This is a genomic window from Algibacter sp. L3A6, from assembly GCF_009796825.1.
In the GTDB taxonomy this organism is placed as follows: Bacteria; Bacteroidota; Bacteroidia; order Flavobacteriales; family Flavobacteriaceae; genus Algibacter.
In genome coordinates, this window is the sequence record NZ_CP047030.1 from 1,502,615 (window position 1) to 1,526,978 (window position 24,364).

The window sequence follows — 24,364 nt, forward strand, 5'->3', positions numbered from 1 at the left end:
AAATAATACAAGTTATAAAATATTGATTTCACCAGAAAAAAGATATAAATTAGTAGGGTAAATACTTCATACAGAATTCGTGCTAATTTTAATTTAACACAAGCTATTTACTTAAACCAATAAAGTTCCCTTAAAAAATGATGAAACCTCTTAAAATTTACGGCCTATTATTCATGGCCATGCTTTGTGTTTCTAGCTGCGTAAATTTAAAACATGTGAATACTTATTCTTCGGAATCCTTAACAGGCGTTCAATATTTTGAAAACTTAAACTATAGTTTTCAACAAAGTTGTTTAGATAAATGTTTTGAAGAAAAAATTAATGCTTTAGAATTTCTAGATCAAAATTGCAATTGTAAACAAGAAAAAGTGGCCGATAGCATTACCTTAAAAATTTACGCTTCTGTTTTTGGGTATTTTGATGGTTTAACAAATTTATCGGATAACGATTTAACATCTTACAAAACCGAGGCTTTATCAAACGCTTTATCCGAAGGTGATTTTGGCTCCATTACTATTAAAAAGGAACATGTAGAATCTTATACCAAAGTATCGCAACTTTTAATTCATGCCTTTACCGATTCATACAGAAAAAAGAAAATTAAAACATACGTTAAAGATGCTAATGCTTCTGTAAAATCTTTAATTTCATTTCTAGATTTTAATATTTCATCTAATTTAAACGGAAAATTAGAAGTGAAAAAAAACAGACTGAAAGCCGATTATTTCGATTTAGTAAAAGATACCTCACTCTCTAATTTTGAAAAGCGAAATACTATAAAAGAATACTACAATAGTATTTTAGAAATTGAACAACAACAAGCTAAATTTACGGCATACTCAAAAACCTTATCGGCTATATCTGCTGGACACCAAAAGCTTTATGATGATATTGATCATGTATCCTCAAAGGCTGTAAAACAAGAACTTTTACAGTCGGCTAGTGAAATTAAATCGATTATTTCTGAATTAAAAAAATTATAAAAACCATGGCAAAATTAACTTCAAAACAGGTAAATGAGCTGGCTAATTATTTTTTAGCATTAGCACAATCTATGGGTGATTATAGAATTTTAAACTTCGATAATTTAACTAAACTTGAGAATAAAAAACTAAGAGAAACGCATAGAAAAACATTAGAATATTCCGATGATTTATTCACCATGTCGGCCACCTTTGTTTTAGACGATGTAACGGCTTCTCTCGAAACCTTGGATGCGATTACCAAAAAAATTAATAAATCGTACAAGGGTTTACAAGATGTTCAAAAAGCCATCGACATATCTACACACGTTGTTACGCTAGGTGCTTCTATTTTCACTTTTAATACATTGGCTATTATTAATAGCTTAGATAACTTAAAAGCATCTATAAAGGCTTAATTTTGAATTGAAAAATGAGAGTTATTAATACTTAAGTAATGAAAAATAAAAATATCAATTTTATCAATGATGACCATATCAATGAAAATTCATTTTTATGGAGATACATTGACATCTCAAAATTACTTTCATTCTTAATGAATAAATCTTTTTTCTTTACTCGACTAGATAAATTTGAGGATAAAAAAGAAGGAATAACTTTGAATCATCTATTTTATAAAAAAAAACAAAAACAAATTGAAAACGGCTTTTATTTAGAAAATATAGGAAACCGAATCTCTATTGAAGTTGGAGGAGATAAAATGAATTTAATTGATGATGAAATCAATCAAATACAAAAATCAAATTTTGCAAATTGTTGGTTTATTGCTGATGAACATTCTGAATCAGTAGCAATGTGGAACTTGTATAGTTCACCTAATAGTGTAGCAATAAAAATTAAATATTCAGACTTCAAGAAAAACCTATTAGAAAATGGTTTTATAGGTAACGGAAATTCTTATAATATAACTTGTGGAACAATAAAATATATAAATTTTTTTAATCCAAATTTCAATGAAATTAATTCAATTGAATCAGTCTTTTTGAAAGATATAAGTTTTAAACATGAAAATGAATTTAGACTTGTCTTAAAAAAAGAATTTGAAGAAATACCTATTGAATACCATCCACGAATTCACAAAAAAGAAAGTGAGAGACTTCATCAAATAAATGAACCGTTTGGTTTAGACTTAAAACTGAATGATTGTGAAAATTATAATTTTGAAATCGTATTTCATCCAAAATCACAAGAATGGATAACAAGAGATATTAAAAAAATGCTTGAAATTATGAATACAAAATTAAAATGCAATAATTCATTATTAGAACTTAAATAGCTAGTTGCCGATTTCTTATAAAAAATATGCAACAAAATCATCGCCAAACACATCAACACCCCTAAAATATTTACTCCAAACCACTTCACTCCGATTTTTTTATTTCATTACCTTTGGGCAATAATCCCAATGCATTGAGTTTTACATACCCACAACAAGAAAAATTAAAAAGCAGAAAGCTAATTGATAAGCTGTTTACCGAAGGAAAATCGGTTTCAGCCTATCCGTTGCGTATGGTTTATTTACCAACCTCTCATAATGAAGATGTTTTAGCTAAAACCGGTGTATCAGTAAGTAAACGAAACTTTAAAAAAGCTCCAGATAGAAACCGCATAAAACGCTTGTTACGCGAAGCTTATAGATTGAATAAAGCGGAGTATTTTAACAATTTAACCGCACAACATGCGTTTATGATTTTGTACATTGGCAAAGAAAAACCAACGTTTTTACAAGTTGAAACCAAAATGAAACAGCTTTTCGAAAAGTTTTCAATTAAAATTTCTGAATAAAATTACATCACATGAAACAATTCTTCAAAAAGAAAATAATAATTCCAGTTTTAGCTTGTTCGCTGTTTTTTACAACCACAGCTTTTAAAAACGATTTTTTTGAAATTGCAAAACAGCTAGAAATTTTTACTACATTATTTAAAGAACTCAACATGAATTATGTTGACGAAACCAACCCTGGCGACTTAATGGATATTGCTATAAAAAGCATGTTAGCTAGTTTGGATCCGTACACAAATTTTATGAACGAGCAAGATGTGGAAGCTGCTAGAATTAACAATACTGGCGATTACACAGGTATTGGTGCTAGAATAAAAACTTTTAAAGATAAACTTGTAGTTGTAGAACCATACAAAGATTATCCTGCCGATAAAGCCGGATTAAAAGCTGGAGACGAGATTATAAAAGTAGGTAATGTTTTAATTGAAACGTATAAAGATTACGCAGGTGATTTATTAAAAGGGGCTCCAAATTCTGAAGTTGAGGTTACTTACAATCGCCAAGGGAAAACCCAAATAGCAACCATAAAACGTGCCGAAGTAGAAATAAAAGCCGTGCCTTATTTTTCAATGATAAACGAAAAAACAGGTTACATTGTTTTAAGTAAGTTTAATAAAAAAGCACACAAAGAAACCAATTATGCACTACGTGATTTAAAAGCCCAAGGTGCCGAAAAAATAATTTTAGATTTACGTGGTAATCCCGGTGGTTTATTAAACGAAGCTATTAAAATTGTTAATCTTTTTGTACCAAAAGGCCAACTGGTAGTAACTACAAAATCTAAGGTAAAACAATATAATAAAACCTATTACACACAAAGCGAACCTATTGATACAGAAATTCCGTTAGTCGTTTTAATTAACGGCAGAAGTGCATCGGCAAGTGAAATTGTTTCGGGTGCTTTGCAAGATTTAGATCGTGCCGTTGTGGTTGGATCTCGTAGTTTTGGAAAAGGATTAGTACAACGCCCAAAGTTATTAACATACGGTACACAAGTTAAAATTACCATTTCTAGATATTATACACCTTCTGGGCGCTGTATACAGGCTTTAGATTATTGGCATCGTGATGAAAAAGGAGAAGCTGTACGTGTAAAACAAGAACAATACAATGCCTTTAAAACTAAAAACGGTCGTCAAGTTTTTGATGGTGGTGGTGTTTATCCAGATGTTTTAGTGGGTCAAAATAAAAAATCGCCTGTAGCTACTGCAATTGTTAATAACGATTTAATTTTTAACTACGCGACCAACTATCATTACTCACATAAAATTGAAGATATTAACACCTTTGAATTATCGGATACGGATTTTACAGACTTTAAAAAGTATTTAAAAACAAACAATTTTTCTTTTGAAACCGAAACTGAAAAAGCACTTAGTAAAGCTTTTGAAACTGCAACAAATGAAGAACTTAACGATAATATTGAAAAAGATTATAACACCTTAATGGCGAATTTAAAACAATCGAAATCTGATGTTATAGATGAAAATAAAGCTTTTTTAATGGAATCCTTAACGGAAGATATCGTGAAACAATATGCCTACCGAGAAGGTCTGTTTGATTACTACAAAACTCACGATGCTAGAATTAAAAAAGCAACAGAAATTCTTAGTAATCCTTCAAAATATTCTGAGTATTTAAAGTAAATATCAAGTGAATTTTACGTTAGTTTATTTGGTTTCAAAGTTGGCTAAGTTTACATTCATAGAGGTTAAAATCTCAAAAACAGTATATTTACAGCCCCAATAGCCTTTAAAACTATGTATAAATTTATTTTATCGTTCCTTTTCATTTTAACAACTGGTAGTACTTTTTCACAAAGTGAACTAAGCCACGATGTTTATTTTGATACCGATAAATTTACTGTGCCTTCTACCGAAAAAAACAGGTTACTCCTTTTTATTTCAACCTTACAAGATCTAGAAATTGAATCCATTTCAATCTATGGTTTTTGTGATGATGTTGGTGCAGATACTTATAATTTAAAACTATCTCAAAACCGAGCTGATGCCATAAAATCCATTTTTTCGGATAATGAAATTAGTGAAGATTTAATTACCAATGTTGATGGTAAAGGTGAAATTTTACTCAAAATTATTGAAGACAATAATATTTTAAACATTAGAGGCTTAAATAGAAAAGTAGAAATTAATGTTAAGCCAAAACCACCTGTTGTAGAAGAGGTTGTAATAGAAAAAATTGTAGAAGTTGAAGAACCACCAAAACCTAAATTACCTAAAAATGCACCAGAAAAACTGCAGGGTAAACTAAATATTGGTGATAAAATTATACTAGAAAATATTCTATTTAAAACGGGTTATAGCACCATATTATCTTCATCTAAAAAAACATTAGATACGCTTGCAAAAATATTGGTAGCACGTAAAAATCTATATTTTACTATACAAGGCCACGTGTGCTGCACGCAACTTACCAGAGATGCTGTAGATAGAAAAACAAAGGAACGTAACCTATCGGAAACACGAGCTAAATTTGTTTACGACTATTTTGTAAAAAAAGGTGTGAATAAAAGACGCATGCGTTACATGGGTATGCGTCGCAAATTTCCGCTTGGTGGCGATCCAAAACTAGATAGACGTGTAGAGGTTTTAATAACGCATGTTGGCGATACAAACTAATATATTATGAACAGGAAAACCTATTTTTTATTTGTTTACCTGTGCATAGTTTGTAATTATATTCAATCTCAAAATACTTTTGTTCCAGATGATAATTTCGAACAGTTTTTAATAGATGCTGGTGCAGATTTTGGACCTTTAGATAACTTGGTTCCAACTGCGAATATTAGCGGTATTACCAATTTAGATCTAGAATCTCAAAATATAGCAGACCTTACCGGAATTGAAGATTTTGCAGCATTATCCATACTTAACTGCTCCGATAATAACTTATCGAGTTTATCAGTTATTAACAATGTAAACTTAACCGAGTTGTACTGTAGTAACAATAGTATTACCAGCTTAGATGTAACATCACTTGGTGCTTTAAAAATATTTTGGTGTACTAATAATCAACTTTCTAATCTCGATGTTACTCAAAACCTAAATTTAATTTCTTTGGTTTGCGATGCTAACTTTTTAAATTATTTAGATACTACCGAAAACGGAAAACTCACTGTATTATCTTCTGCAAATAATACATTATTAGATTTAAATGTAACCGAAAACAAGAATTTAAATTCTTTGTTAATAAATGGCAATAGGCTAGCAAACATAGACCTTACGGAGAATTCTATTTTAACTATTTTAGACTGTAGTTTCAACTTATTAACAATGTTAGATCTCTCGTTAAATAGAAATATTAGAACAGTGACTTGCAATGATAATGCGCTCTCTACATTAGAAACTTCGAATAATGGTGATTTGGTGGCTTTAAACTGCAGTAATAACAACTTATGCATACTAGATATTAAAAACGGAAACAATAGCAATTTAAACAGCTTAGATTTTAGTTTAAACACTAACCTAAACTGTGTTGTGGTAGATAATCCGGAAAATAGCTATACAAATTGGGAACCAACGGCGTTTACCAATTACGTAAATTCTACAGAAGCATGCAGTGTTATTATACCTGTTGATAACCTCAATAATTATATTGGCATTAGCTATACATTACCCCAAATTACTAACGGAAAATATTTTACAGAATCTAATGGAAACGGTCTAGAATTAAGGCCTGGCGAAGTTATTAACAATACACAAACCATATTTATTTTTAATGAAACGGTATGCGATAGTAATCAGTCGTTTTTTACAGTTACCATTATAAACGATGCTTTTTATATCCCTAAATATTTTACACCCAATAATGATGGTAATCACGATTTTTGGCAGATTTATGATACTTTAAATTTAGTAGATCGTATTTATGTGTTTAACAGACATGGCAAGCTACTAAAAAGCTTCGATACCAATTATATAGGTTGGAATGGTGTTTATAATGGTCAATTATTGCCTCCTACCGATTATTGGTATTTAGTGACATTAAAAACAAAAGAAACGCTAAAAGGGCATTTTACACTAAAACGGTAGTTATTTTTACTGTTTCATCATGGCAATATGCGGAATTCCATCTTCTAAATAAGATGCTCCAATTTCAGAAAAACCTAAATTGTTATAAAATTTTTTAAGGTATACCTGTGCCGAAATTTTTATAACCGTTTGGCTGAAGTATTTCTGTATCGCTTCCGCGGAAGCGTGCATAATATCGTAACCATATTTATGCTGCCTTTCATTTTTAGCCACTACTACCCTACCAATGCTAGATTCTTCAAAATAATCGCCTGGTTTAAAGATACGCGTATAAGCAACAATTTTATCATTTTTGATTCCTAAAACATGCAATGCTTTTTGATCTTTACCATCAATATCTTGATAAACACAATCTTGTTCTACACCAAAAACCTCGCTGCGTAATTGTAACAAACTATATAATTCTTGCTTTGTTAAAGCTTCGAAGGTTTTTACTTCAATATTAATCATAAATAAGGGTAAATGGAGTTATTAACAATTTGGGGTTTAATCTTGCACTATTATGTCTTTAGAGTCGTTTTTATCAAATTCTGGCTGAATAGTAACATGGTTAATATCATGATTTTCATGTAAATAAGTTTCTATATTACTTAAAATAGCATCGAACTCAGTTATTAACACATTTTCTTCTAAATCTAAATGTGCCTCTAAATGTAGCTCATTATCACTTAAATTCCAGATATGCACATGGTGCAATAATTTCACCTTTTCGAACTTATTAACATCACTAACTAGGCTATTAATATCAATATGTTCGGGTGTAAATAGCATTAACATTTTGGTAGAAGTCTTTAAAAGATCGAAACCCACCCAAATTAAGTACAAAGCTATCAGGAATGTTAATAAACTATCAACCCAAAAAAGCTGGTAATATTTCATTAACATACCACCAATAAATACGGCTACACTAGCCAACATATCGGTTAATAAGTGAATATAAGCCGATTTGATATTAATATTATTACCGGCATCTTTTTTTAATAACAACACGCTAAAACCGTTACCAGCAATAGCTAACAGGGCTAACATGATAACTAAATTAGACTCGATAACCTGTGGATTTTGAAACCGCACTACTGCTTCTTTAATTAAAATAAAAGCAACAATTACTAATGTAGATGCATTGATAAAAGCTGCTAAAATTTCTGCTCGTTTATAACCAAATGTACGGTGTTCTGAAGCTTTCCTTTTAGATAATTTAGAGGCTACATAACTTACTACTAGCGAAATAACATCGCTAAAATTATGCAAAGCATCACTCAATAAAGATAGACTACCAGAAATTAAACCACCAATAACTTGAGCTACCGTAATAACGATATTTAAGAGAATAGAAATCAATAGATTTTTATCCTTCATATCATGATGGTGATGCTGCGAATGATTATGCCCGTGGTTGTGGCTCATTTATTTTATTTCAACTGTAGTTTATTAAAAAGAAAAACTCTTATTAACAAGATAAAGGTATTTTATCGATACGGTTTTGGTGACGTCCGCCTTCAAATTCTGTATTTAAAAATACATCTACCATTTCTATAACTTGTTGTACAGCAGTAAAACGCGCCGGGATACATAAAATATTAGCATTATTATGGCTACGTATTAAATGTACAATTTCTTTATTCCAGCATAATCCTGCTCTAATTTTTTGATGTTTATTAGCCGTCATAGCTACACCGTTAGCACTACCGCAAATTAAAATACCGAAAGTAGATTTCTCGTTTTCAACATCGTCTGCAACTGGATGTACAAAATCTGCATAATCCACACTATCGTTAACATCTGTACCGTGGTTAATAATAGTGATTCCTTTTGCTTCTAAATGCTTAATAATAGCAAATTTATACTCAGTTCCTGCGTGATCGTTTCCTATGGAGATTGTCATTATATATATATTAAAGTAAACTTAAACAAAGGTACTAAATAATGTACTGCTATTATATATTTGCAATGTGCTAACTATAGGTATACGTGCTAAATTTACGTTAAAAGATATTAATACTTTACAAATCAATACCTTGTAAATACTAAGCTTAAAAAATGTTAGGGTTATTAACAATTGTAATACTAATGTGTATTACTGTATTCATTACTTGTTAATAAGTGTTGATTAGTTTGTAAAAGAAAAACATTGAATATCCAATAATTTTCACAATCAATAACATTTAGGTAACATGCAAATAAGTTAACGTAAATTTTTGGTTAAGTTATTAGCATCAAAAAGGGTAGTTTTTAGAATTGTTAATAGCTAGAGTTATTAAAAATTGTTGTTAATATGGGTTATTAACAATTGTTAATAGCATTTTTAAAAACCTTTAAATTAAATGAGTTAGAGTGTTTAAAGCTGTTCATTTGTTATCAACAACATTCAATAAAATACAAATCAAAATAAAGCTTGTAAAAGTTATACCGCTATTCACATGCTATAATAAGCATCATTATTTTTTTTAAATTTAAAAGAAAAACTGATTATATATATATATATGTGGATAACTCTAAAATTTAAGGAAAATTGAGTTTTTATTTAAAATAGAGTAGATGCTATATTTAACTTTATATAAATCTCTTTTGAAATTATTAATTCTATTTACTTTAAAAAAAATAGAGATAATTAAACTATTTGTTGATAAGCTAAAAAACGTTCTAAACCACTTAGTTTTCATTAATTTAACCTTTAGAAAATATCATTTAATATATAAATTGTAGCTTTGTATAAAATAAATAGCGCATCTTCTCCTAAAATTACGCTATTAGATAACAGAATTTCCATTATCTTAGGAAATCAAAATGATTACAAATTAAATGACAAGAAAGAAAAAAGGAAAATCCAAAAGTAAAGGGATTTCCAACCTATCAAATACAATCTTAAGTATATTAAAAAAAGAAAGAAACCAAACTTTTAACTATAAGCAAATTGCAGCAAAAATTGGTGTTAACGATGCTAGTAGTCGAAATCAAATTATAAAAAAACTTCGCGATTTACAAGGTAAAAATGAAATTGAAGAAGTAGAACGCGGTAAGTTTAAAGCCGTTATAAACGCTGAATACCACACCGGAATTTTAGATTTAGGTGCCAAAGGAAACGGCTATATTATTTGCGACGATTTTGAAGACGATGTATTTATTGCCTCAAACAATATTAACAAAGCTTTAAATGGTGACGAAGTAGAATTTTACGCTTACAAACGTAGAGTCCGTGGTAAAATGGAAGGTGAAATTACTAACATTATTAAACGTGCTAAAAGCGAATATGTTGGTGTAATTCAAATTCACGAAAAAAAGAATTTTGCTTTTGTAGTTTGCGATAGTAATAAAATGAGCAAAGATATTTTTGTACCTATTAACAAAATTAATAAAGCCGAAGATGGCGATAAAGTACTTGTTTCATTAGAAGATTGGCCAGAAAAATCCGATTCTCCTAACGGAAGAGTTTTAAAAGTACTTGGTAAACCAGGCGAACATAACACCGAAATTCATGCGATTTTAGCAGAATATGGGTTACCAATGGAATTTCCTCACGAAGTAGAAGAGTATGCTAATAATTTAGATACTACAATTACAGAAGAAGAAATTGGAAAACGTCGTGATATGCGTAAAGATTTAACCTTTACCATAGATCCAAAAGATGCTAAAGATTTTGATGATGCCTTATCTTTTGAGGTGTTAGACAACGGTTTATACGAAATTGGAATTCATATTGCCGATGTTTCACATTATTTACAAGAAGGTACCGTTTTAGATGATGAGGCTTATGAGCGTGCTACATCGGTTTATTTAGTAGATCGAGTAGTTCCTATGCTTCCAGAGGTTTTATCGAATAACGCTTGCTCGCTGCGTCCACACGAAGAGAAATTAACCTTCTCTGCAGTGTTTCAAATGAATGATAAATGCGAAATTAAAAAGGAATGGTATGGCCGTACGGTAACGTATAGTGATGCACGATTTGCTTACGAAGAGGCGCAAGCCATTATCGAAAGCAACACAAATAACATTCCTAAAGAAGTTTCGTTAACAGGAGAAGCTTACAAAGCTGATCAAAAAGTAGCCGATGCCATTTTAAAAATGGACGATTTAGCAAAATTAATGCGTGGTAAACGTATGACGTCTGGAGCTATTTCTTTCGATAAAGTAGAAGTAAAATTTGACTTAGACGAAAATGCAAACCCAGTAGGAGTATTCTTTAAAACCAGTAAAGACGCTAATAAATTAATTGAAGAATTTATGTTATTAGCAAACCGAAAAGTATCGGAATTTGTTGGTAAAAAAGATCCTAAAAAGACATTTGTTTACCGTGTTCACGACGAGCCAGACGATAGTAAATTAAATAATTTACAAAACGTTGTCTCTAAATTTGGTTACAAATTAGATTTTAAAGATCGTAAATCTGTATCAGCATCGCTTAATAATTTACTTAAAGATGTTAACGGTAAAAAAGAACAAAACCTGGTCGATACTTTAACGATTAGAACCATGAGTAAAGCCGAATATACTACTAAAAATATTGGGCATTACGGTTTAGCTTTCGATTATTACAGTCACTTTACCTCGCCAATTCGTCGATATCCAGATGTTATGGCACATCGATTATTGCAGTTGTATTTAGACGGAGGAAAATCGGCAAACCAAGATGTTTACGAAGAAAAATGTCAGCATTCCAGCAATATGGAAGGTTTGGCAACTAGAGCCGAGCGCGATTCTATAAAATACATGCAAATTAAATTCATGCAAGATCATCAAGATGAAGAATTTGTTGGTGTTATTTCTGGAGTAACCGATTGGGGAATTTACGTTGAAATTATTTCGAATAAATGTGAAGGTATGGTAAGTGTTCGCGACATGAAAGACGATCATTATGCCTTCGATCAAGATACTTACAGTATGGTTGGTAGCAAAAATAAAATTTCTTATCAGCTTGGAGAAGAGATTATTGTGAGCGTTAAAAATGCCGATTTAGTTAAAAAACACTTAGATTTTCATTTAATAGGCAAGCCAGAAAATCAAGAATAAAATAAGTTGGGCGTTACTCTAACCGCGCTTTTAAGGCGCAGTTAGAGTCGGGCTTTCACTACTCAATCTTTTTGTTTTTGAAAGAAAAAACAAAAAGGATTTCAAACAAACCGTTCAATCCCTAACGCACATATTTGCTGTGTTTTTGGTTAATTGAATGGTTTTTTTATGTCCTTTTTTATCATTACTGGAAAAAAAATGATAATGCGATGTCTCCATACGTCGACATGACTATTAACATTTTATGAGTATTTGGATAGAATTTTAAAGAGGTATAACTAAATATTTCACCACTTTTTTTTGGTCATTTCGACGCTAGGAGAAATCCCATAATCAAGCTCATTTCCTGTAAAAGAAAACTTTTCGTTATGTGATGTTTCCATACGTCGACATGGTTATCAAAATTTTATGAGTATTTGAATATATTTTTAAAGGTCTCGCGAAGTTATTAACAAGGATTACAAATGGTACAATCGGGCTCACCAATTAAGTTTCCTTTTTTATCCAAGTCGTATTTACAACAGGCTTTAAAATTTGTTTTCAAAATTTCTTTAGATCTTTTTATTCTAGCTTTTACATTTTCTAGGCTTATATCTAGAGTACTCGCAGCTTCTTTTTGTTTTAAGCCTTTAATGTAAATCAGTTCAATAACATCCTGATAAATTTTTGGTAAATCGGTTATAAAACGATCAAAACAACATACGTCTTCATTAATATTTTGAGAAATTTCTTTATTAGTATTTACTTCTTCACCTGCATAAAGAGCCTCTTTATTAAAGTGATTTGTAATTTCATTTCTAGCAATCTGAAAAATCCAAGCTTTTACTTTTTCTTCATTTTTAAGTTTATCTAGATTTTTATGAATTTTTAAAAAGGTATTTTGGAAAATATCATTGGTATCGTTCTTATTTTTTACACGTTTAAGTATAAAAAAATAAAGTTCGTCGTTGAAAGTATTCCATATGTTTTGGGTTTCCATATTCAAAAATAAAGAAAGGTTAGTTTTAAAACTAACCTTATATTAGGTTTAACAACAGTTACATGTATCGCATTCGCATTTTTCACAAAGGCATTTACTTTCTAAACAATTTGTACAGTTACAATTAGTACAATTACAGTTAGTGCATTTACAATTATTCATAGCTTTTAAATTTTATTATTCACTAAGTAGACTGGCGAAGGGTAAAAAAGATACATTTTTTATTCGGTTTAATTCTTTTTTAACATTTTATCTCAATTAAAAATAGAAATACTAAAGCTTGTTTTTAACACATATTTTCAAAAAATAGTAAATAACTGTAACTTTATTGCGGTTTTTTATACTTATAAACAAAACGATAAAGACATGATTTTAACAACAACAAATACTATTGAAGGACACAGCATTAAAAACTATTTAGGTGTTGTAAGTGGCGTAGATGTTAATATGCCAAAAACTACAATTTCGTTTAATATGGAAAAATATTACGAAAATTACGAGAATAAAATCAATGAAGTAAAGGAAGCAGCTTTTCAAAAACTGCATGCAAATGCTAACAAATTAGGCGCAAATGCCGTTGTTGGTATTGCGTTAGATATAGAAACGATACCAACTTCGGGTATAATTATAGTCTCTATTACAGGCACAGCAGTTATGGTGGTTTAGTTATTACTTAACTTGCCTAATGATAATGTTTTGCTAAAGTTTTACACTTCGGAATAATTATTGATAATTTTACATTTCATTATATCATTGAAATTAAAAAAATAAAATATACAGATGAAAACATTAGTTAAAATTTTAGTACTATGTATCACGACAACCTTATTCGCAAATAACGAAATAGATAAGGAAATTGGAGAATTTAAAACCTTGAAAGTTTACGATTTAATAGAGGTAGAGCTTGTAAAAGATAATGTTAACAAAGTTGAAATTACCGGTAGAAATGCTGAAGATGTTGTAATTGTTAATAAAAATGGTTTACTTAAAATAAAAATGAGTTTAAACGAAATTTTTGATGGCAACAACATTAAAATTAAACTGCATTATACAGCTTTAGATGTTATTGATGTTAACGAAGGATCTAAAGTGTTTTCTAACGATACCATCGAGCAATTCGAGATCGATTTAAGAGCACAAGAGGGTGCATCTATTAATATACCTTTAAAAGTGAGTTACGCTAATATTAAAGCTAATTCTGGTGGTATAGTAGAAACGACTGGTACATCTACAAGTCAAAAAATATCATTGTATACAGGTGGTATTTACAATGGTGAAAATTTAAAAACAACCAAAACCGATGTGGCTATTAAAGCTGCAGGAGAAGCTCACGTAACAGCTACCGACGAGGTTGATGTAAATATTAGAGCCGGTGGTGATGTGTATATACACGGAAAACCAAAGAATGTTACCGAAAATAAAGCATTTGGCGGACGTGTAAAATATGTAGATTAAGATAATTTCTTTTTTTAAAATAGTATAAAATTCATGTGGTTAAAATTCTAACTGCATGAATTTTATTTTTTTATGGTAGTTGCTTAGTTGTATATTATCATTTATTTTTAGAGTTAACACAACATGTATTTTTATGAAATATGCTAGACGCGCTATTACTTTTAAAGTTATAATTGGCTATATAATACTTGCTAGTTTAGCTACCGTTTCGGGGTTTTTAATTTTTCATGAAATAAAAACGTTTACAAGTTTACAGAAAGAAGATATTACCGATAGAAGTAAAATTATTAGAGCAGGAAGTTTAATTGCTGATATTTACGAAAATGAAAGTTTAGCCAGAGCTGCAATTCAATTAAAATCTTCAGAAAAATTTGATGAGTATGTTTTTGAAAACGAACAACTTCTTTTAAAAATAGATTCGCTTAGATCACTTATTAACAGTGATAGTCAACAACATATTTTGGATAGTATTAAAGTTTATGTAAACCAAAAGTTTGAAAATATCAAGGAGTTAAAAGAATTGAAAACCCGCGATAATGCAGATGAATCTATAAACAAAGCTATTAATAAACTTACCTCTATAGATTCTCATTTAGGCAAGGTTTCCATAAACGATTTAGTTAAAAATCCTGATGCTTTAGATAAAAAAACGCGTTCAAATTTTGAAGAGTATGTTAAAATACTTAATAAATATAATCCTAGAGATTCTATAAAACAAACCGACCAAGTAGAGATTGATTCGTTGCTGTCCATTTCTAAAAGTATGCTGAAAGAGGTGCAGGTTAAATCGAATAATCAGCGGGTATTTTTACAGAAAAAAGAAAGTGAACTTATTCAAAACGATTTAATAATTTTTAGAAAATTACAACAATTATTAAGTGCCTTAGAGCGTGATATTGTAGACTATAGCAGTGTTATTAATCAACAAAGAGAGTTAACAATTAATCGTAGTAAAGATATAATTTTAGCATCTGCAGCTATAAGTTTTATTGTAATTATTATTTTTTCGATTATCATTTTAAACGAGTTTAGAAAAACACAGCGTTACCGAAAACAACTAGAAGAAGCTAATGAAACCACATCGTCACTTTTAAAAAGTAGAGAGCAATTAATTTCTATGGTAAGTCACGATTTACGAACCCCTTTAAGCACAATTACTGGGTTTAGCGAATTACTACAGCAATCGGTTCTAGAAAAAAAGGATAAAAATTATATAGAACATATTTCTAGTGCTTCTAATTATATGGGAAAACTAGTGGACGATCTTTTAGAATTTTCAAAATTAGAAAACGGAAATATCACCATAGAATCTATACCATTCCATTTAGAAAATCATATAGAAGAAATTGTTCAACATGTAAAAAATAGCATTAAAAATAAGCCTATTGAATTTATTTTGGAGCATGATCAATCTATAGAAAATCTTATAATTACCGATCCATTTCGATTAAAACAAGTGTTGTTTAATTTGGTTATCAATGCGTATAAATTTACAAATGAAGGTAGTATTACCATATCGAGTTTATTAAAACAAGATGTATTAGAAATTAAAGTGAGTGATACTGGAGTTGGAATTAATGATAATCAAAAAGAGCATATTTTTAAAGAATTTGCTCAGGCAGATAACAATCAAAATAGTAACGATAAAGGGTTTGGATTAGGTTTAACCATCTCTAAAAAATTAGTTGAAATTTTAGGCGGAGATTTAACTTTAGAGAGCGAATTAAACAAAGGCAGTATATTTACTTTAAAAATACCTGTAAAGTGTTCTAATAAGCCTTTAAATACGAATAGCACATCTACAGAGGTATTAGTAAAACCTATTTTTAATTTAAAAGCCATAGTTGTGGAAGATGATGCCTCTATGCAGCAATTTATTCACGATGTTTTAAAACAATACGGTATACAAGCTTATGTGTTTGGAAATGCAAAAAATGCTTTAGATGAAATAAAACAGATTGATTTTGATTTTGTTTTAACCGATATCCAGCTGCCAAAAATGAATGGTATTCAATTTATGGAAATTATTAAAACTGATACTTCTTATAAAAATCAACCTATAATTGCGATGACGGGTCGTGCAAAAATGTCTACCAAAGATTATTTAAATAATGGTTTTTCCGAAGTGATCATAAAACCATTTAATTCTAGTAAAATTCAACATGTTTTAGAATCGTTTTTTAGTAGTGAAGGTACTTATATTAAAGAAAAAAAAAATAATGAAGAAGCTATAGAACCAGAAGGATTTAGTATTGTGTCGTTAAGTACTTTCTTTAATAATGATACCGATGCAGTTAAAGGAATATTAAAGACTTTTTTAGAAGATACTAAGAAGAATGATGAGTTATTAACTGTAGCTAAAATCACTAATGATATTAATACCATTAATAGCTTAAGCCATAAAATGCTTACTATGTTTAAACAGTTAAATGTTGAAGCAGTAATTCCTTTTTTAGAAACCTTCGAATTGAGTAAAACTATAGAAAATAACGATTTTATAGCTTTTAAAAAAGAGCTAGAAAAGTTTATTAAATCCTTAGAAGATTACATTAATTAATATCGTATTCCTTTATTTTATTATAAAGTGTTTTTCTAGTAATATTCAATAATTTTGCAGCGTTAGTTTTATTATTATTTGCTTCTTTTAAAGCATTTATAATAAGTGTTTTTTCGTTTTCTTTTGTCGAAAAACTAGCGTTATTCTGCACCGTTTCTTTAGGTTGCGTTAACTCGCTTGGTAAAACATTGGTATCAATAAGCTCTGTTTGTGTTAGCAAGGTGGCACGTTTAATAACATTAGATAATTCTCTTAAATTACCAGGCCAAGCATAATCTAAAAATATATTAAGTACACTTTTAGAAAAACCAATTACCGATTTATTTAATTGCTTATTAGCTTTTTCTAAAAAGAAATCGGCATAAAGAATTAAGTCGTTGTTTCTCTCTTTTAGGTTAGGTATTTTAATAGAGAATTCATTCAATCTATGGTATAAATCTTCACGAAAAGTCCCTTTTTCAACAGCAAGAAGTAGATCTTCATTTGTTGCAGTTATCAACCTAATATCAACATTAATTTCAGTATTACTACCCACAGGTTTTACTTTTCGTTCTTGTAAAGCACGAAGTAATTGTATTTGATTTTCGTAAGTTAGATTTCCAACTTCATCTAAAAATAAAGTACCACCATTTGCGGCTTCAAAATGACCTATTTTATCCTCTGTTGCACCGGTAAAAGAACCTTTTTTATGTCCAAAAAATTCACTCGAAGCGATCTCCTTTGGAATGGCACCACAATCTACAGGTATAAACGGTTTATCTTTTCTTAAACTTTCTAAATGAATTGTTTTTGCAACAACCTCTTTACCTGTACCACTTTCACCAGTAATTAAAACCGATAAATCTGTTGGAGCAACTAATTTAATATACTCATTTAAGATTTTAGAAGCGGCACTAATACCTTTAACAAACTCTGTATTTGTGCTATTTTTTTGTTCTTTATTTATTTTTTCTGGTGTACTACTCGTAGTTGCTTTTTGTTCTAAAGCATTATTAATAACTTCTAAAACTTCATCTGGATTAAAAGGTTTAGAAATGTAGTCAAAAGCACCTTGTTTCATGGCTTGTACAGCGGTAGAAACTTCAGCATAACCCGTCATTAAAACAACAGGAACAGTGTTTTTATCCTTTTTTATTTGCTTTAATAAATCAATACCACTACCATCTGGTAGTCTTAAATCGGTAAAAACTAAATCGTATTTTTGATTTTTTAAAAGGGTAGAAGCGCTATTAATATTATAGCTTAAAGTTACTGCATATTGATGGCGTTCTAAAAAATGTTTTAGCATTTTAGAAAAAGAGACATCATCTTCAATTAATAAGATTTGCTTCATAAAAAAGTATTGTTCTACAAATGTATTAAGTTTAATGGATAGGTAAATTTTATAAACACAAAAAAAGACGTTTTATTTCAAAACGTCTTTTTTTAAGAATGGTGTTATATAACACTATTCCATAGTTTCTTGAGTTGCCTCAACATCTTTTGCTTGTAACCAGTTACCATCTTTATCAGCATACACAACATTGTCTGTATCGTCCATAGTAATTTCAAGTTTGTATTGCTCGCTGCTGTTTACATAAGCTTTGTTTAAAGTTGCTGTAGATAAATCTTTAGCTACGGCATCAGTTACTGCAGTTGGTACATTTTCTAAAGCTACTTCTTTAAAATCTTCAGAGATAGAAACCGTTGCGATTTCAGATTGAATAGGGTTTACTGTTAAAGCGAAAGTTGATAATCCACTTGCTACGATTGCTACTGCTAAAATTAATTTTTTCATGATTTTTATGTTTACTTAATTATTTATATAATATTACTCTTCAATAGTTTCTTCAGTATCTTGAGCTGGAGCTTCAACATCTTTTGCTTGTAACCAGTTACCATCTTTATCGGCATATACAACATTGTCTGTACCGTCCATAGTAATTTCAAGTTTGTATTGCTCGCTGCTGTTTACATAAGCTTTGTTTAAAGTTGCTGTAGATAAATCTTTAGCTACGGCATCAGTTACTGCAGTTGGTACATTTTCTAAAGCAACTTCTTTAAAATCTTCAGTGATAGAAACCGTTGAGATTTCAGTTTGAATAGGGTTTACTGTTAAAGCGAAAGTTGATAATCCACTTGCTACGATTGCTACTGCTAAAATTAATTTTTTCATGATTTTTTATGTTTTAAATGTTTACTTAATTATTTATAAAATATTACTCTTCAATAGTTTCTTCAGTATCTTGAGCTGGAGCTTCAACATCTGATGCTTTTAACCAGTTACCATCTTTATCAGCATATACAACATTGTCTGTACCGTCCATAGTAATTTCAAGTTTGTATTGCTCACTACTATTTACGTAAGCTTTGTTTATGGTCGCTGTAGAAAAATCTTTTGCTACTGCTGCAGTAACTTCCGCTGGTACATTTTCTAAAGCAACTTCTTTAAATTCTTCAGAAATAGAAACCGTTGTGATTTCAGATTGAATAGGGTTTACTGTTAAAGCGAAAGTTGATAATCCACTTGCTACGATTGCTACTGCTAAAATTAATTTTTTCATGATTTTTATGTTTTAATGTTTACTAATTATTGATAAATATTATTGTTCAGTTGATGGCGCTACTTCAATATCTGTTAATTTTAACCAGTTACCATCTTTATCAACATAAACCACGTTGTCTGTACCGTCGATAGTAAGTTCAATTTTGTATTGCTCACTGCTGTTTACATAAGCCTTGTTTATGGTAGCTGTAGAGAAATTTTTAGTTACAGCTTCAGTAACTGCAGTTGGTATATTTTCTAAAGCAACTTCTTTAAATTCTTCTGTGATAGAAATAGTTGTTATTTCAGATTGAATAGGGTTTATTGTTAATGCGTAAGTTGATAATCCACTTGCTACAACTGCTACTGCTAAAATTAATTTTTTCATGATTTTTTCGTTTTATGATTATTGTAAATTGTTTTACGATGAGTTAATTGAAATAAATATGCCGTAACTGAAATTAAATGAATTAAAAAACTTAATAACTTGATATATAGGTGATTAATATTTTTGTAAAAAAAATAGAATAATTTTTGTTGTGTAATAAGTGTATAAAAAAGAAGATTGATGGGTAAATATTACCCAACTGATGTGTTTATTTTCTTTGGAAGAAGGAATGCATGAAAAATAAATATATAGATGAAAAATTTTAGAGCTTCAGTTTATAGCTTAGAACCTATTTTTAAAAGTGGATACCGTTAAAACCTTAGATTTGTAACATATCTGATATATAGATCATTAAGTTTAACCAACTAAAAACCAATCAAATGAATTTTAAATTATATGCATTCAGTATTATTCTGTGTATAGGAAGTTTTCAAATATATGCTCAAGAAGATTCCATTGCAGTACAGAAAGAAACATACATAAAAGGTAACGCTGCTACCATTTTATTAGGCGTTCCACATATTGGTATTGAAACTACGGTTGGTAAAAAGTTTAGTTATCAATTTGATGTTATGGCTTCGTTTTGGAATTCTATAGACGGTTTACCTTATAAATTTGGTATTGCCACTTCAGAATTAAGATATCATTTCAAAAAACGTTTTCACGGAATTTATGCTGGTGCGCATGTAGCAGGCACAACCTTTAAAATAGCTAAAAACTTTAGAGTTCGCGATTTCGAATATCAGCAAGGTTTGGGCTATATGGTTGGATCTACTATTGGTTTTCAAAAGAAATTAAAAGGCAAATGGATGCTCGATGTTTTTATAGGTGGTGGTTGGCATCAAGGGTATTACAAAGGCTATCATGTAGATACTGGCGAACGTCTAGAACCTGCAACTAAGTACAATAAGAGCGGGGAGTGGTTACCTTACCGAGGTGGTATTATGCTAGCGTATAAAATTAACTAGGTAAAACAATCTCTAAATTTGATGCGTAAATAAAAAATGGTTTATAAAATATTTCATTACTTTGTGTAAACCTCTATTAAATTTATGTTCGACGATATTTTAAGAGCTATTCCTTTCGGAATTATTTTAGCATTCACCATTGGTCCAGTATTTTTTGTACTGCTAGAAACTAGCGCTACAAAAGGATTTAGGAGTGCTTTAATATTTGATAGTGGCGTTATGTTGGCCGATATACTTTTTATATTGGTAGCCTTTTTTAGTACCAATAAACTTCTTGAAAAAATAAAAGACGATCCTAATTTTCTAATCTTTGGTGGTGTACTTTTATTGGTTTACGGTTTAATTTCATTTATAAAAACATCAAAATCTTTTAGAGAAATTGTTCGCGAATACCATAAAGTTGAAATAAAAAAGGGCTACGGAAAGCTATTTTTAAAAGGTTTTTTACTTAATTTTATTAATATTGGTGTGCTACTAGGTTGGGTTGCTTTTATTGTTTTGGCAAACTCGCTTACCACATCTAAAAATGGTGTAATTGTATTTTTAAGCACTATTTTAATTGTTTATTTTATAACCGATTTAGCAAAAATAGTAGTTGCTAAAAAGCTTAAAAATAAATTAACACCGCGCTTAATCTATAAAACTAAAAAAGTAATTGCATTGGTTATTTTAGGTTTTGGAGTGTTGCTTTTGGCACAGGCCTTCTTTCCAAAAGAGAAGGAATTACTTAAAGAAAAGTTTGAGCAAATTAGCCCGATAAATTAATATTTAAGAATACTAATAGCCTTAAGAGTTATAAATATTGGCATATAAAAAAAGCTTCCTAAAATTTAGGAAGCTTTTTTGTTGAGGTGTCGAGCGGATTCGAACCGCTGTAGCAGCTTTTGCAGAGCTGAGCCTAGCCACTCGGCCACGACACCTTATTGGAGGTGCAAATTTAAAAAATTTTTACAATTTCCAACACTTTAAATTACTTTTTATGCTTTTCGGTCATTTTTATAGTTACTCGAGCCACGTCGCCACCAATGGGAGGGTTTAATTTACTTACCCAAACTGTTGCTTTGCTCACCATGGTATCTTCTTCAAAAATACGATTTAAAATACGCTTGGCTACCGTTTCTAAAAGATAAGACGGAATGTCCATTTCTTCTTTTATAACGCGATTTAAAAACACGTAATCTACGGTATCACTAAGTTTATCTGTTTTAGCAGATTCTTGTAAATTAGCTTTAACCTTTAAATCTACTCGGTAATCGCTACCAATTTTTGTTTCTTCTTTTAGACAACCGTGGTATGCAAATACCCGAATGTTTTCAACTTTTATTATTCCCATTAGTTTGTAAATAAATCAAAAATGTTACTCAAGGCGCTCGTTTTGGCTTTGTAAAATTCGGTATATGTACAACGTTTGCACGTTACCGAAGTAAATTTTTTGTTCTGTATATCAAATATTTTAGACCATCGGCCACCAGTGGCGCGCATTTCACCGGTTTCAAATTCTCTATTTCCGCATTTAGGACAACTGTAATTATTATTTTTCATGGCATAGCTTTTAAAATATTAGTTACAAATAATCCAAATTTGTTACGCTTCTTAATTAGAATTAGGTCAAAAATAACTTGAATTTACGTAATTTTGAAGCTTATTGATTTAAATATGTCTGAAGAAAGAAAATCACTCAATTTTTTAGAGCAAATTATAGAAGAAGATTTGGCAAATGGAATGTCAAAAGAAAATCTTCGTTTTAGATTTCCACCAGAACCTAATGGGTATTTGCACATTGGCCACACTAAAGCTATAGGTATTAGTTTTGGTTTAGGTGAAAAATATAATGCACCCGTAAACTTACGTTTTGATGATACAAATCCGGCTAAAGAAGAGCAGGAATATGTAGATGCCATTAAGGAAGATGTATCGTGGTTGGGGTATAAATGGGATAAGGAATTATTCTCGTCCGATTATTTTCAGCAACTTTACGATTGGGCCGTATATTTTATAAAAGAAGGAAAAGCTTATATCGATTCGCAGTCTAGCGAAGCTATGGCCGAACAAAAAGGAACGCCAACACAACCAGGTGTTGATGGTCCTTTTAGAAATAGAAGCGTTGAAGAAAACCTCGATTTATTCGAACGTATGAAAGCGGGAGAATTTAATGAAGGTGAACATATTTTACGTGCTAAAATCGATATGCAACATGTAAATATGTTAATGCGTGACCCGATTATGTATCGTATTTTAAAGAAGCATCATCATAGAACGGCAAACGATTGGTGTATTTACCCAATGTACGATTGGACGCATGGTGAAAGTGATTATTTAGAGCAAGTATCACACTCGTTGTGTTCATTAGAATTTAAACCTCACAGAGAGCTTTACGATTGGTTTTTAGACCAAGTGGTTACAGAAGATAAATTACGCCCTAAACAACGTGAATTTGCACGTTTAAACCTAAGTTACACCATAATGAGTAAGCGTAAGTTGCTTAAATTGGTTGAGGATGGTGTGGTTAATGGTTGGGACGACCCTAGAATGCCAACTATTTCCGGTTTGCGTCGTAGAGGTTATACGCCAAATTCCATTCGAAAATTTGTGGAAGCAGTTGGTGTTGCCAAACGTGAAAACATGATTGATGTATCACTTTTAGAATTTTGTATTCGCGAAGATTTAAACAAAACGGCACCACGTGTTATGGCGGTTTTAGACCCGATTAAAGTGGTAATTAAAAACTATCCAGAAGATAAAGAGGAATGGTTTGAAGCTGAAAATAATCAAGAAGATGATGCCGCTGGTTTTAGAAAAGTGCCATTTTCTCGTGAAATTTATATTGAAAAAGAAGATTTTAAAGAAGAAGCAAGTAATAAGTTTTTCCGTTTAAAATTAGGTGGAGAAGTACGATTGAAAAACGCATATATTATTAAAGCAGAATCGGTTGTAAAAGATGCTAACGGTAGTATTACAGAAGTACATTGTACTTATTCTGATGATACGGAACGTCGTGTAAAAGGGACCTTGCATTGGGTTTCTATAAAACATGCCGTTAAGGCAGAAGTTAGAGAATACGATCGTTTATTTTTAGATGAAGCTCCAGATAGCCATCAAGACAAAGACTTTATGGAATTTGTAAATCCAGATTCTTTAAAACTTGTTGAAGCTTTTGTTGAGCCAAGTTTACAAGATGCTGAGGTAGGGCAAAGGTTTCAATTTCAACGTTTAGGATATTTTAATGTCGATAACGATTCGTCTTCAGATAAATTAGTATTCAATAAAACGGTTGGTTTGCGTGATTCTTGGGCTAAGGTTAAACCACAACCAGCAGCTAATACAAACACGAATAATAATCAGCAAAAAACACAACAACAATCGCAAAGAAAAGCAATTGATGTGATTCAAAAATTAGGAAAAAAGTATACAAATTTACCTGATGAGAAACGACTAAAAGTTAGATCTGAAATTATAGAATTAGCTAAAGATGTTACTTACGATGAGGTAGAACCACTTTTTAACACTGCTGTTAAAAAAGTAGGAACGCGTATTGCTGTAGCCCTTATTTTGAAAGTTTTGTTAGAAAGCGGACAAGCCAAAAATGATGATGTCAATAGCTTTATTGAAAAAGCGTTGGAAGATAAAAATGAGTTATTAGTAGAAGAAGCTAAAACGTTCAATTAA

At 30.4% G+C, this 24,364-nt stretch carries 25 protein-coding genes and 1 tRNA gene; 14 read left to right on the forward strand and 12 right to left on the reverse strand.

All coding sequences use genetic code 11. From position 1 onward, the window contains the following. The first annotated feature begins 137 nt into the window (after positions 1-137). The 7 genes from GQR98_RS06270 (at position 138) to GQR98_RS06300 (ending at position 6,820) form a co-directional block, all read left to right on the forward strand. On the forward strand, positions 138-983 hold the full coding sequence (locus GQR98_RS06270) for a hypothetical protein (protein WP_159018760.1): 846 nt from the start codon (positions 138-140) through the stop codon (positions 981-983). Positions 984-988: 5 nt separating this feature from the next. After that, positions 989-1,381 (forward strand): hypothetical protein, encoded by a 393-nt coding sequence (locus GQR98_RS06275; RefSeq protein WP_159018761.1) that lies wholly within the window; start codon positions 989-991, stop codon positions 1,379-1,381. A gap of 38 nt (positions 1,382-1,419) precedes the next feature. Further along, the gene (locus GQR98_RS06280; RefSeq protein ID WP_159018762.1) at positions 1,420-2,259 is read left to right on the forward strand and encodes a hypothetical protein; all 840 of its coding nucleotides are present in this window, start codon (positions 1,420-1,422) and stop codon (positions 2,257-2,259) included. A 134-nt stretch (positions 2,260-2,393) separates the two neighbouring features. Next, the gene (gene rnpA / locus GQR98_RS06285; RefSeq protein ID WP_159018763.1) at positions 2,394-2,768 is read left to right on the forward strand and encodes a ribonuclease P protein component; all 375 of its coding nucleotides are present in this window, start codon (positions 2,394-2,396) and stop codon (positions 2,766-2,768) included. Between the two features lie 11 nt (positions 2,769-2,779). Continuing rightward, positions 2,780-4,414: a S41 family peptidase gene (locus tag GQR98_RS06290; protein WP_159018764.1), complete on the forward strand. Its 1,635-nt coding sequence runs from the start codon at positions 2,780-2,782 to the stop codon at positions 4,412-4,414. Between the two features lie 114 nt (positions 4,415-4,528). After that, complete coding sequence (locus GQR98_RS06295) at positions 4,529-5,407, forward strand: OmpA family protein (protein WP_159018765.1); 879 nt, start codon at positions 4,529-4,531, stop codon at positions 5,405-5,407. A 6-nt stretch (positions 5,408-5,413) separates the two neighbouring features. Continuing rightward, the gene (locus GQR98_RS06300) at positions 5,414-6,820 is read left to right on the forward strand and encodes a T9SS type B sorting domain-containing protein (RefSeq protein WP_159018766.1); all 1,407 of its coding nucleotides are present in this window, start codon (positions 5,414-5,416) and stop codon (positions 6,818-6,820) included. Positions 6,821-6,826: 6 nt separating this feature from the next. Here the strand turns inward: GQR98_RS06300 and GQR98_RS06305 are convergent, their stop codons facing one another. From GQR98_RS06305 to GQR98_RS06315, 3 genes are read right to left on the reverse strand one after another with little or no spacing between them, the layout of a single operon-like run. Further along, entirely contained in the window at positions 6,827-7,270 is a 444-nt protein-coding gene (locus tag GQR98_RS06305) for a GNAT family N-acetyltransferase (protein WP_159018767.1), read from the reverse strand. A gap of 36 nt (positions 7,271-7,306) precedes the next feature. Further along, on the reverse strand, positions 7,307-8,227 hold the full coding sequence (locus tag GQR98_RS06310) for a cation diffusion facilitator family transporter (RefSeq protein ID WP_159018768.1): 921 nt from the start codon (positions 8,225-8,227) through the stop codon (positions 7,307-7,309). Between the two features lie 43 nt (positions 8,228-8,270). Beyond that, positions 8,271-8,705 (reverse strand): RpiB/LacA/LacB family sugar-phosphate isomerase, encoded by a 435-nt coding sequence (locus tag GQR98_RS06315; RefSeq protein ID WP_042496276.1) that lies wholly within the window; start codon positions 8,703-8,705, stop codon positions 8,271-8,273. Positions 8,706-9,622: 917 nt separating this feature from the next. On the opposite strand from GQR98_RS06315, the gene rnr reads away from it, so the two are divergent. After that, positions 9,623-11,827 (forward strand): ribonuclease R, encoded by a 2,205-nt coding sequence (rnr, locus tag GQR98_RS06320; RefSeq protein WP_159018769.1) that lies wholly within the window; start codon positions 9,623-9,625, stop codon positions 11,825-11,827. A gap of 448 nt (positions 11,828-12,275) precedes the next feature. Here rnr and GQR98_RS06325 read toward each other — a convergent pair whose 3' ends face one another. Next, positions 12,276-12,806 (reverse strand): sigma-70 family RNA polymerase sigma factor, encoded by a 531-nt coding sequence (locus GQR98_RS06325; RefSeq protein WP_159018770.1) that lies wholly within the window; start codon positions 12,804-12,806, stop codon positions 12,276-12,278. Between the two features lie 366 nt (positions 12,807-13,172). On the opposite strand from GQR98_RS06325, the gene GQR98_RS06330 reads away from it, so the two are divergent. From GQR98_RS06330 to GQR98_RS06340, 3 genes are all read left to right on the forward strand, one after another. Further along, positions 13,173-13,472, forward strand: coding sequence for a heavy metal-binding domain-containing protein (locus GQR98_RS06330; protein ID WP_159018771.1), 300 nt, complete (start codon positions 13,173-13,175; stop codon positions 13,470-13,472). Between the two features lie 114 nt (positions 13,473-13,586). Continuing rightward, positions 13,587-14,261 carry a head GIN domain-containing protein gene (locus GQR98_RS06335; protein WP_159018772.1) on the forward strand — a complete coding sequence of 225 codons (675 nt, stop codon included), beginning with the start codon at positions 13,587-13,589 and terminating at the stop codon, positions 14,259-14,261. Positions 14,262-14,394: 133 nt separating this feature from the next. Further along, positions 14,395-16,818, forward strand: coding sequence for a hybrid sensor histidine kinase/response regulator (locus GQR98_RS06340; RefSeq protein WP_159018773.1), 2,424 nt, complete (start codon positions 14,395-14,397; stop codon positions 16,816-16,818). Here GQR98_RS06340 and GQR98_RS06345 read toward each other — a convergent pair. The 5 genes from GQR98_RS06345 to GQR98_RS06365 form a co-directional block, all read right to left on the reverse strand. Further along, complete coding sequence (locus GQR98_RS06345) at positions 16,811-18,151, reverse strand: sigma-54-dependent transcriptional regulator (protein WP_159018774.1); 1,341 nt, start codon at positions 18,149-18,151, stop codon at positions 16,811-16,813. The two genes, GQR98_RS06340 and GQR98_RS06345, sit on opposite strands and share 8 nt — an antisense overlap. A 114-nt stretch (positions 18,152-18,265) precedes the next feature. Beyond that, on the reverse strand, positions 18,266-18,595 hold the full coding sequence (locus GQR98_RS06350; protein WP_159018775.1) for a hypothetical protein: 330 nt from the start codon (positions 18,593-18,595) through the stop codon (positions 18,266-18,268). 33 nt (positions 18,596-18,628) lie between these two features. Then, entirely contained in the window at positions 18,629-18,973 is a 345-nt protein-coding gene (locus GQR98_RS06355) for a hypothetical protein (RefSeq protein WP_159018776.1), read from the reverse strand. A 43-nt stretch (positions 18,974-19,016) separates the two neighbouring features. Continuing rightward, positions 19,017-19,361 carry a hypothetical protein gene (locus GQR98_RS06360; RefSeq protein ID WP_159018777.1) on the reverse strand — a complete coding sequence of 115 codons (345 nt, stop codon included), beginning with the start codon at positions 19,359-19,361 and terminating at the stop codon, positions 19,017-19,019. 39 nt (positions 19,362-19,400) lie between these two features. Beyond that, positions 19,401-19,730 carry a hypothetical protein gene (locus GQR98_RS06365; RefSeq protein WP_159018778.1) on the reverse strand — a complete coding sequence of 110 codons (330 nt, stop codon included), beginning with the start codon at positions 19,728-19,730 and terminating at the stop codon, positions 19,401-19,403. Positions 19,731-20,110: 380 nt separating this feature from the next. Between GQR98_RS06365 and GQR98_RS06370 the strand changes: the two genes are divergently transcribed. Then, positions 20,111-20,698, forward strand: coding sequence for a DUF3575 domain-containing protein (locus tag GQR98_RS06370; protein WP_159018779.1), 588 nt, complete (start codon positions 20,111-20,113; stop codon positions 20,696-20,698). Positions 20,699-20,782: 84 nt separating this feature from the next. After that, complete coding sequence (locus GQR98_RS06375) at positions 20,783-21,463, forward strand: LysE family translocator (protein ID WP_159018780.1); 681 nt, start codon at positions 20,783-20,785, stop codon at positions 21,461-21,463. Positions 21,464-21,547: 84 nt separating this feature from the next. Here GQR98_RS06375 and GQR98_RS06380 read toward each other — a convergent pair. From GQR98_RS06380 to GQR98_RS06390, 3 genes are all read right to left on the reverse strand, one after another. Further along, a tRNA-Cys gene (locus GQR98_RS06380) sits at positions 21,548-21,618 on the reverse strand. Positions 21,619-21,668: 50 nt separating this feature from the next. Then, a complete protein-coding gene (folB, locus tag GQR98_RS06385; protein WP_042496298.1) occupies positions 21,669-22,031 on the reverse strand; it encodes a dihydroneopterin aldolase in 363 nt (120 codons plus the stop codon). Then, on the reverse strand, positions 22,031-22,240 hold the full coding sequence (locus tag GQR98_RS06390) for a zinc ribbon domain-containing protein (protein ID WP_159018781.1): 210 nt from the start codon (positions 22,238-22,240) through the stop codon (positions 22,031-22,033). Before GQR98_RS06390 ends, folB begins: the two co-directional genes overlap by 1 nt. Positions 22,241-22,354: 114 nt before the next feature. On the opposite strand from GQR98_RS06390, the gene GQR98_RS06395 reads away from it, so the two are divergent. Then, positions 22,355-24,364, forward strand: a complete 2,010-nt coding sequence (locus tag GQR98_RS06395; protein WP_159018782.1) for a glutamine--tRNA ligase/YqeY domain fusion protein — start codon at positions 22,355-22,357, stop codon at positions 24,362-24,364.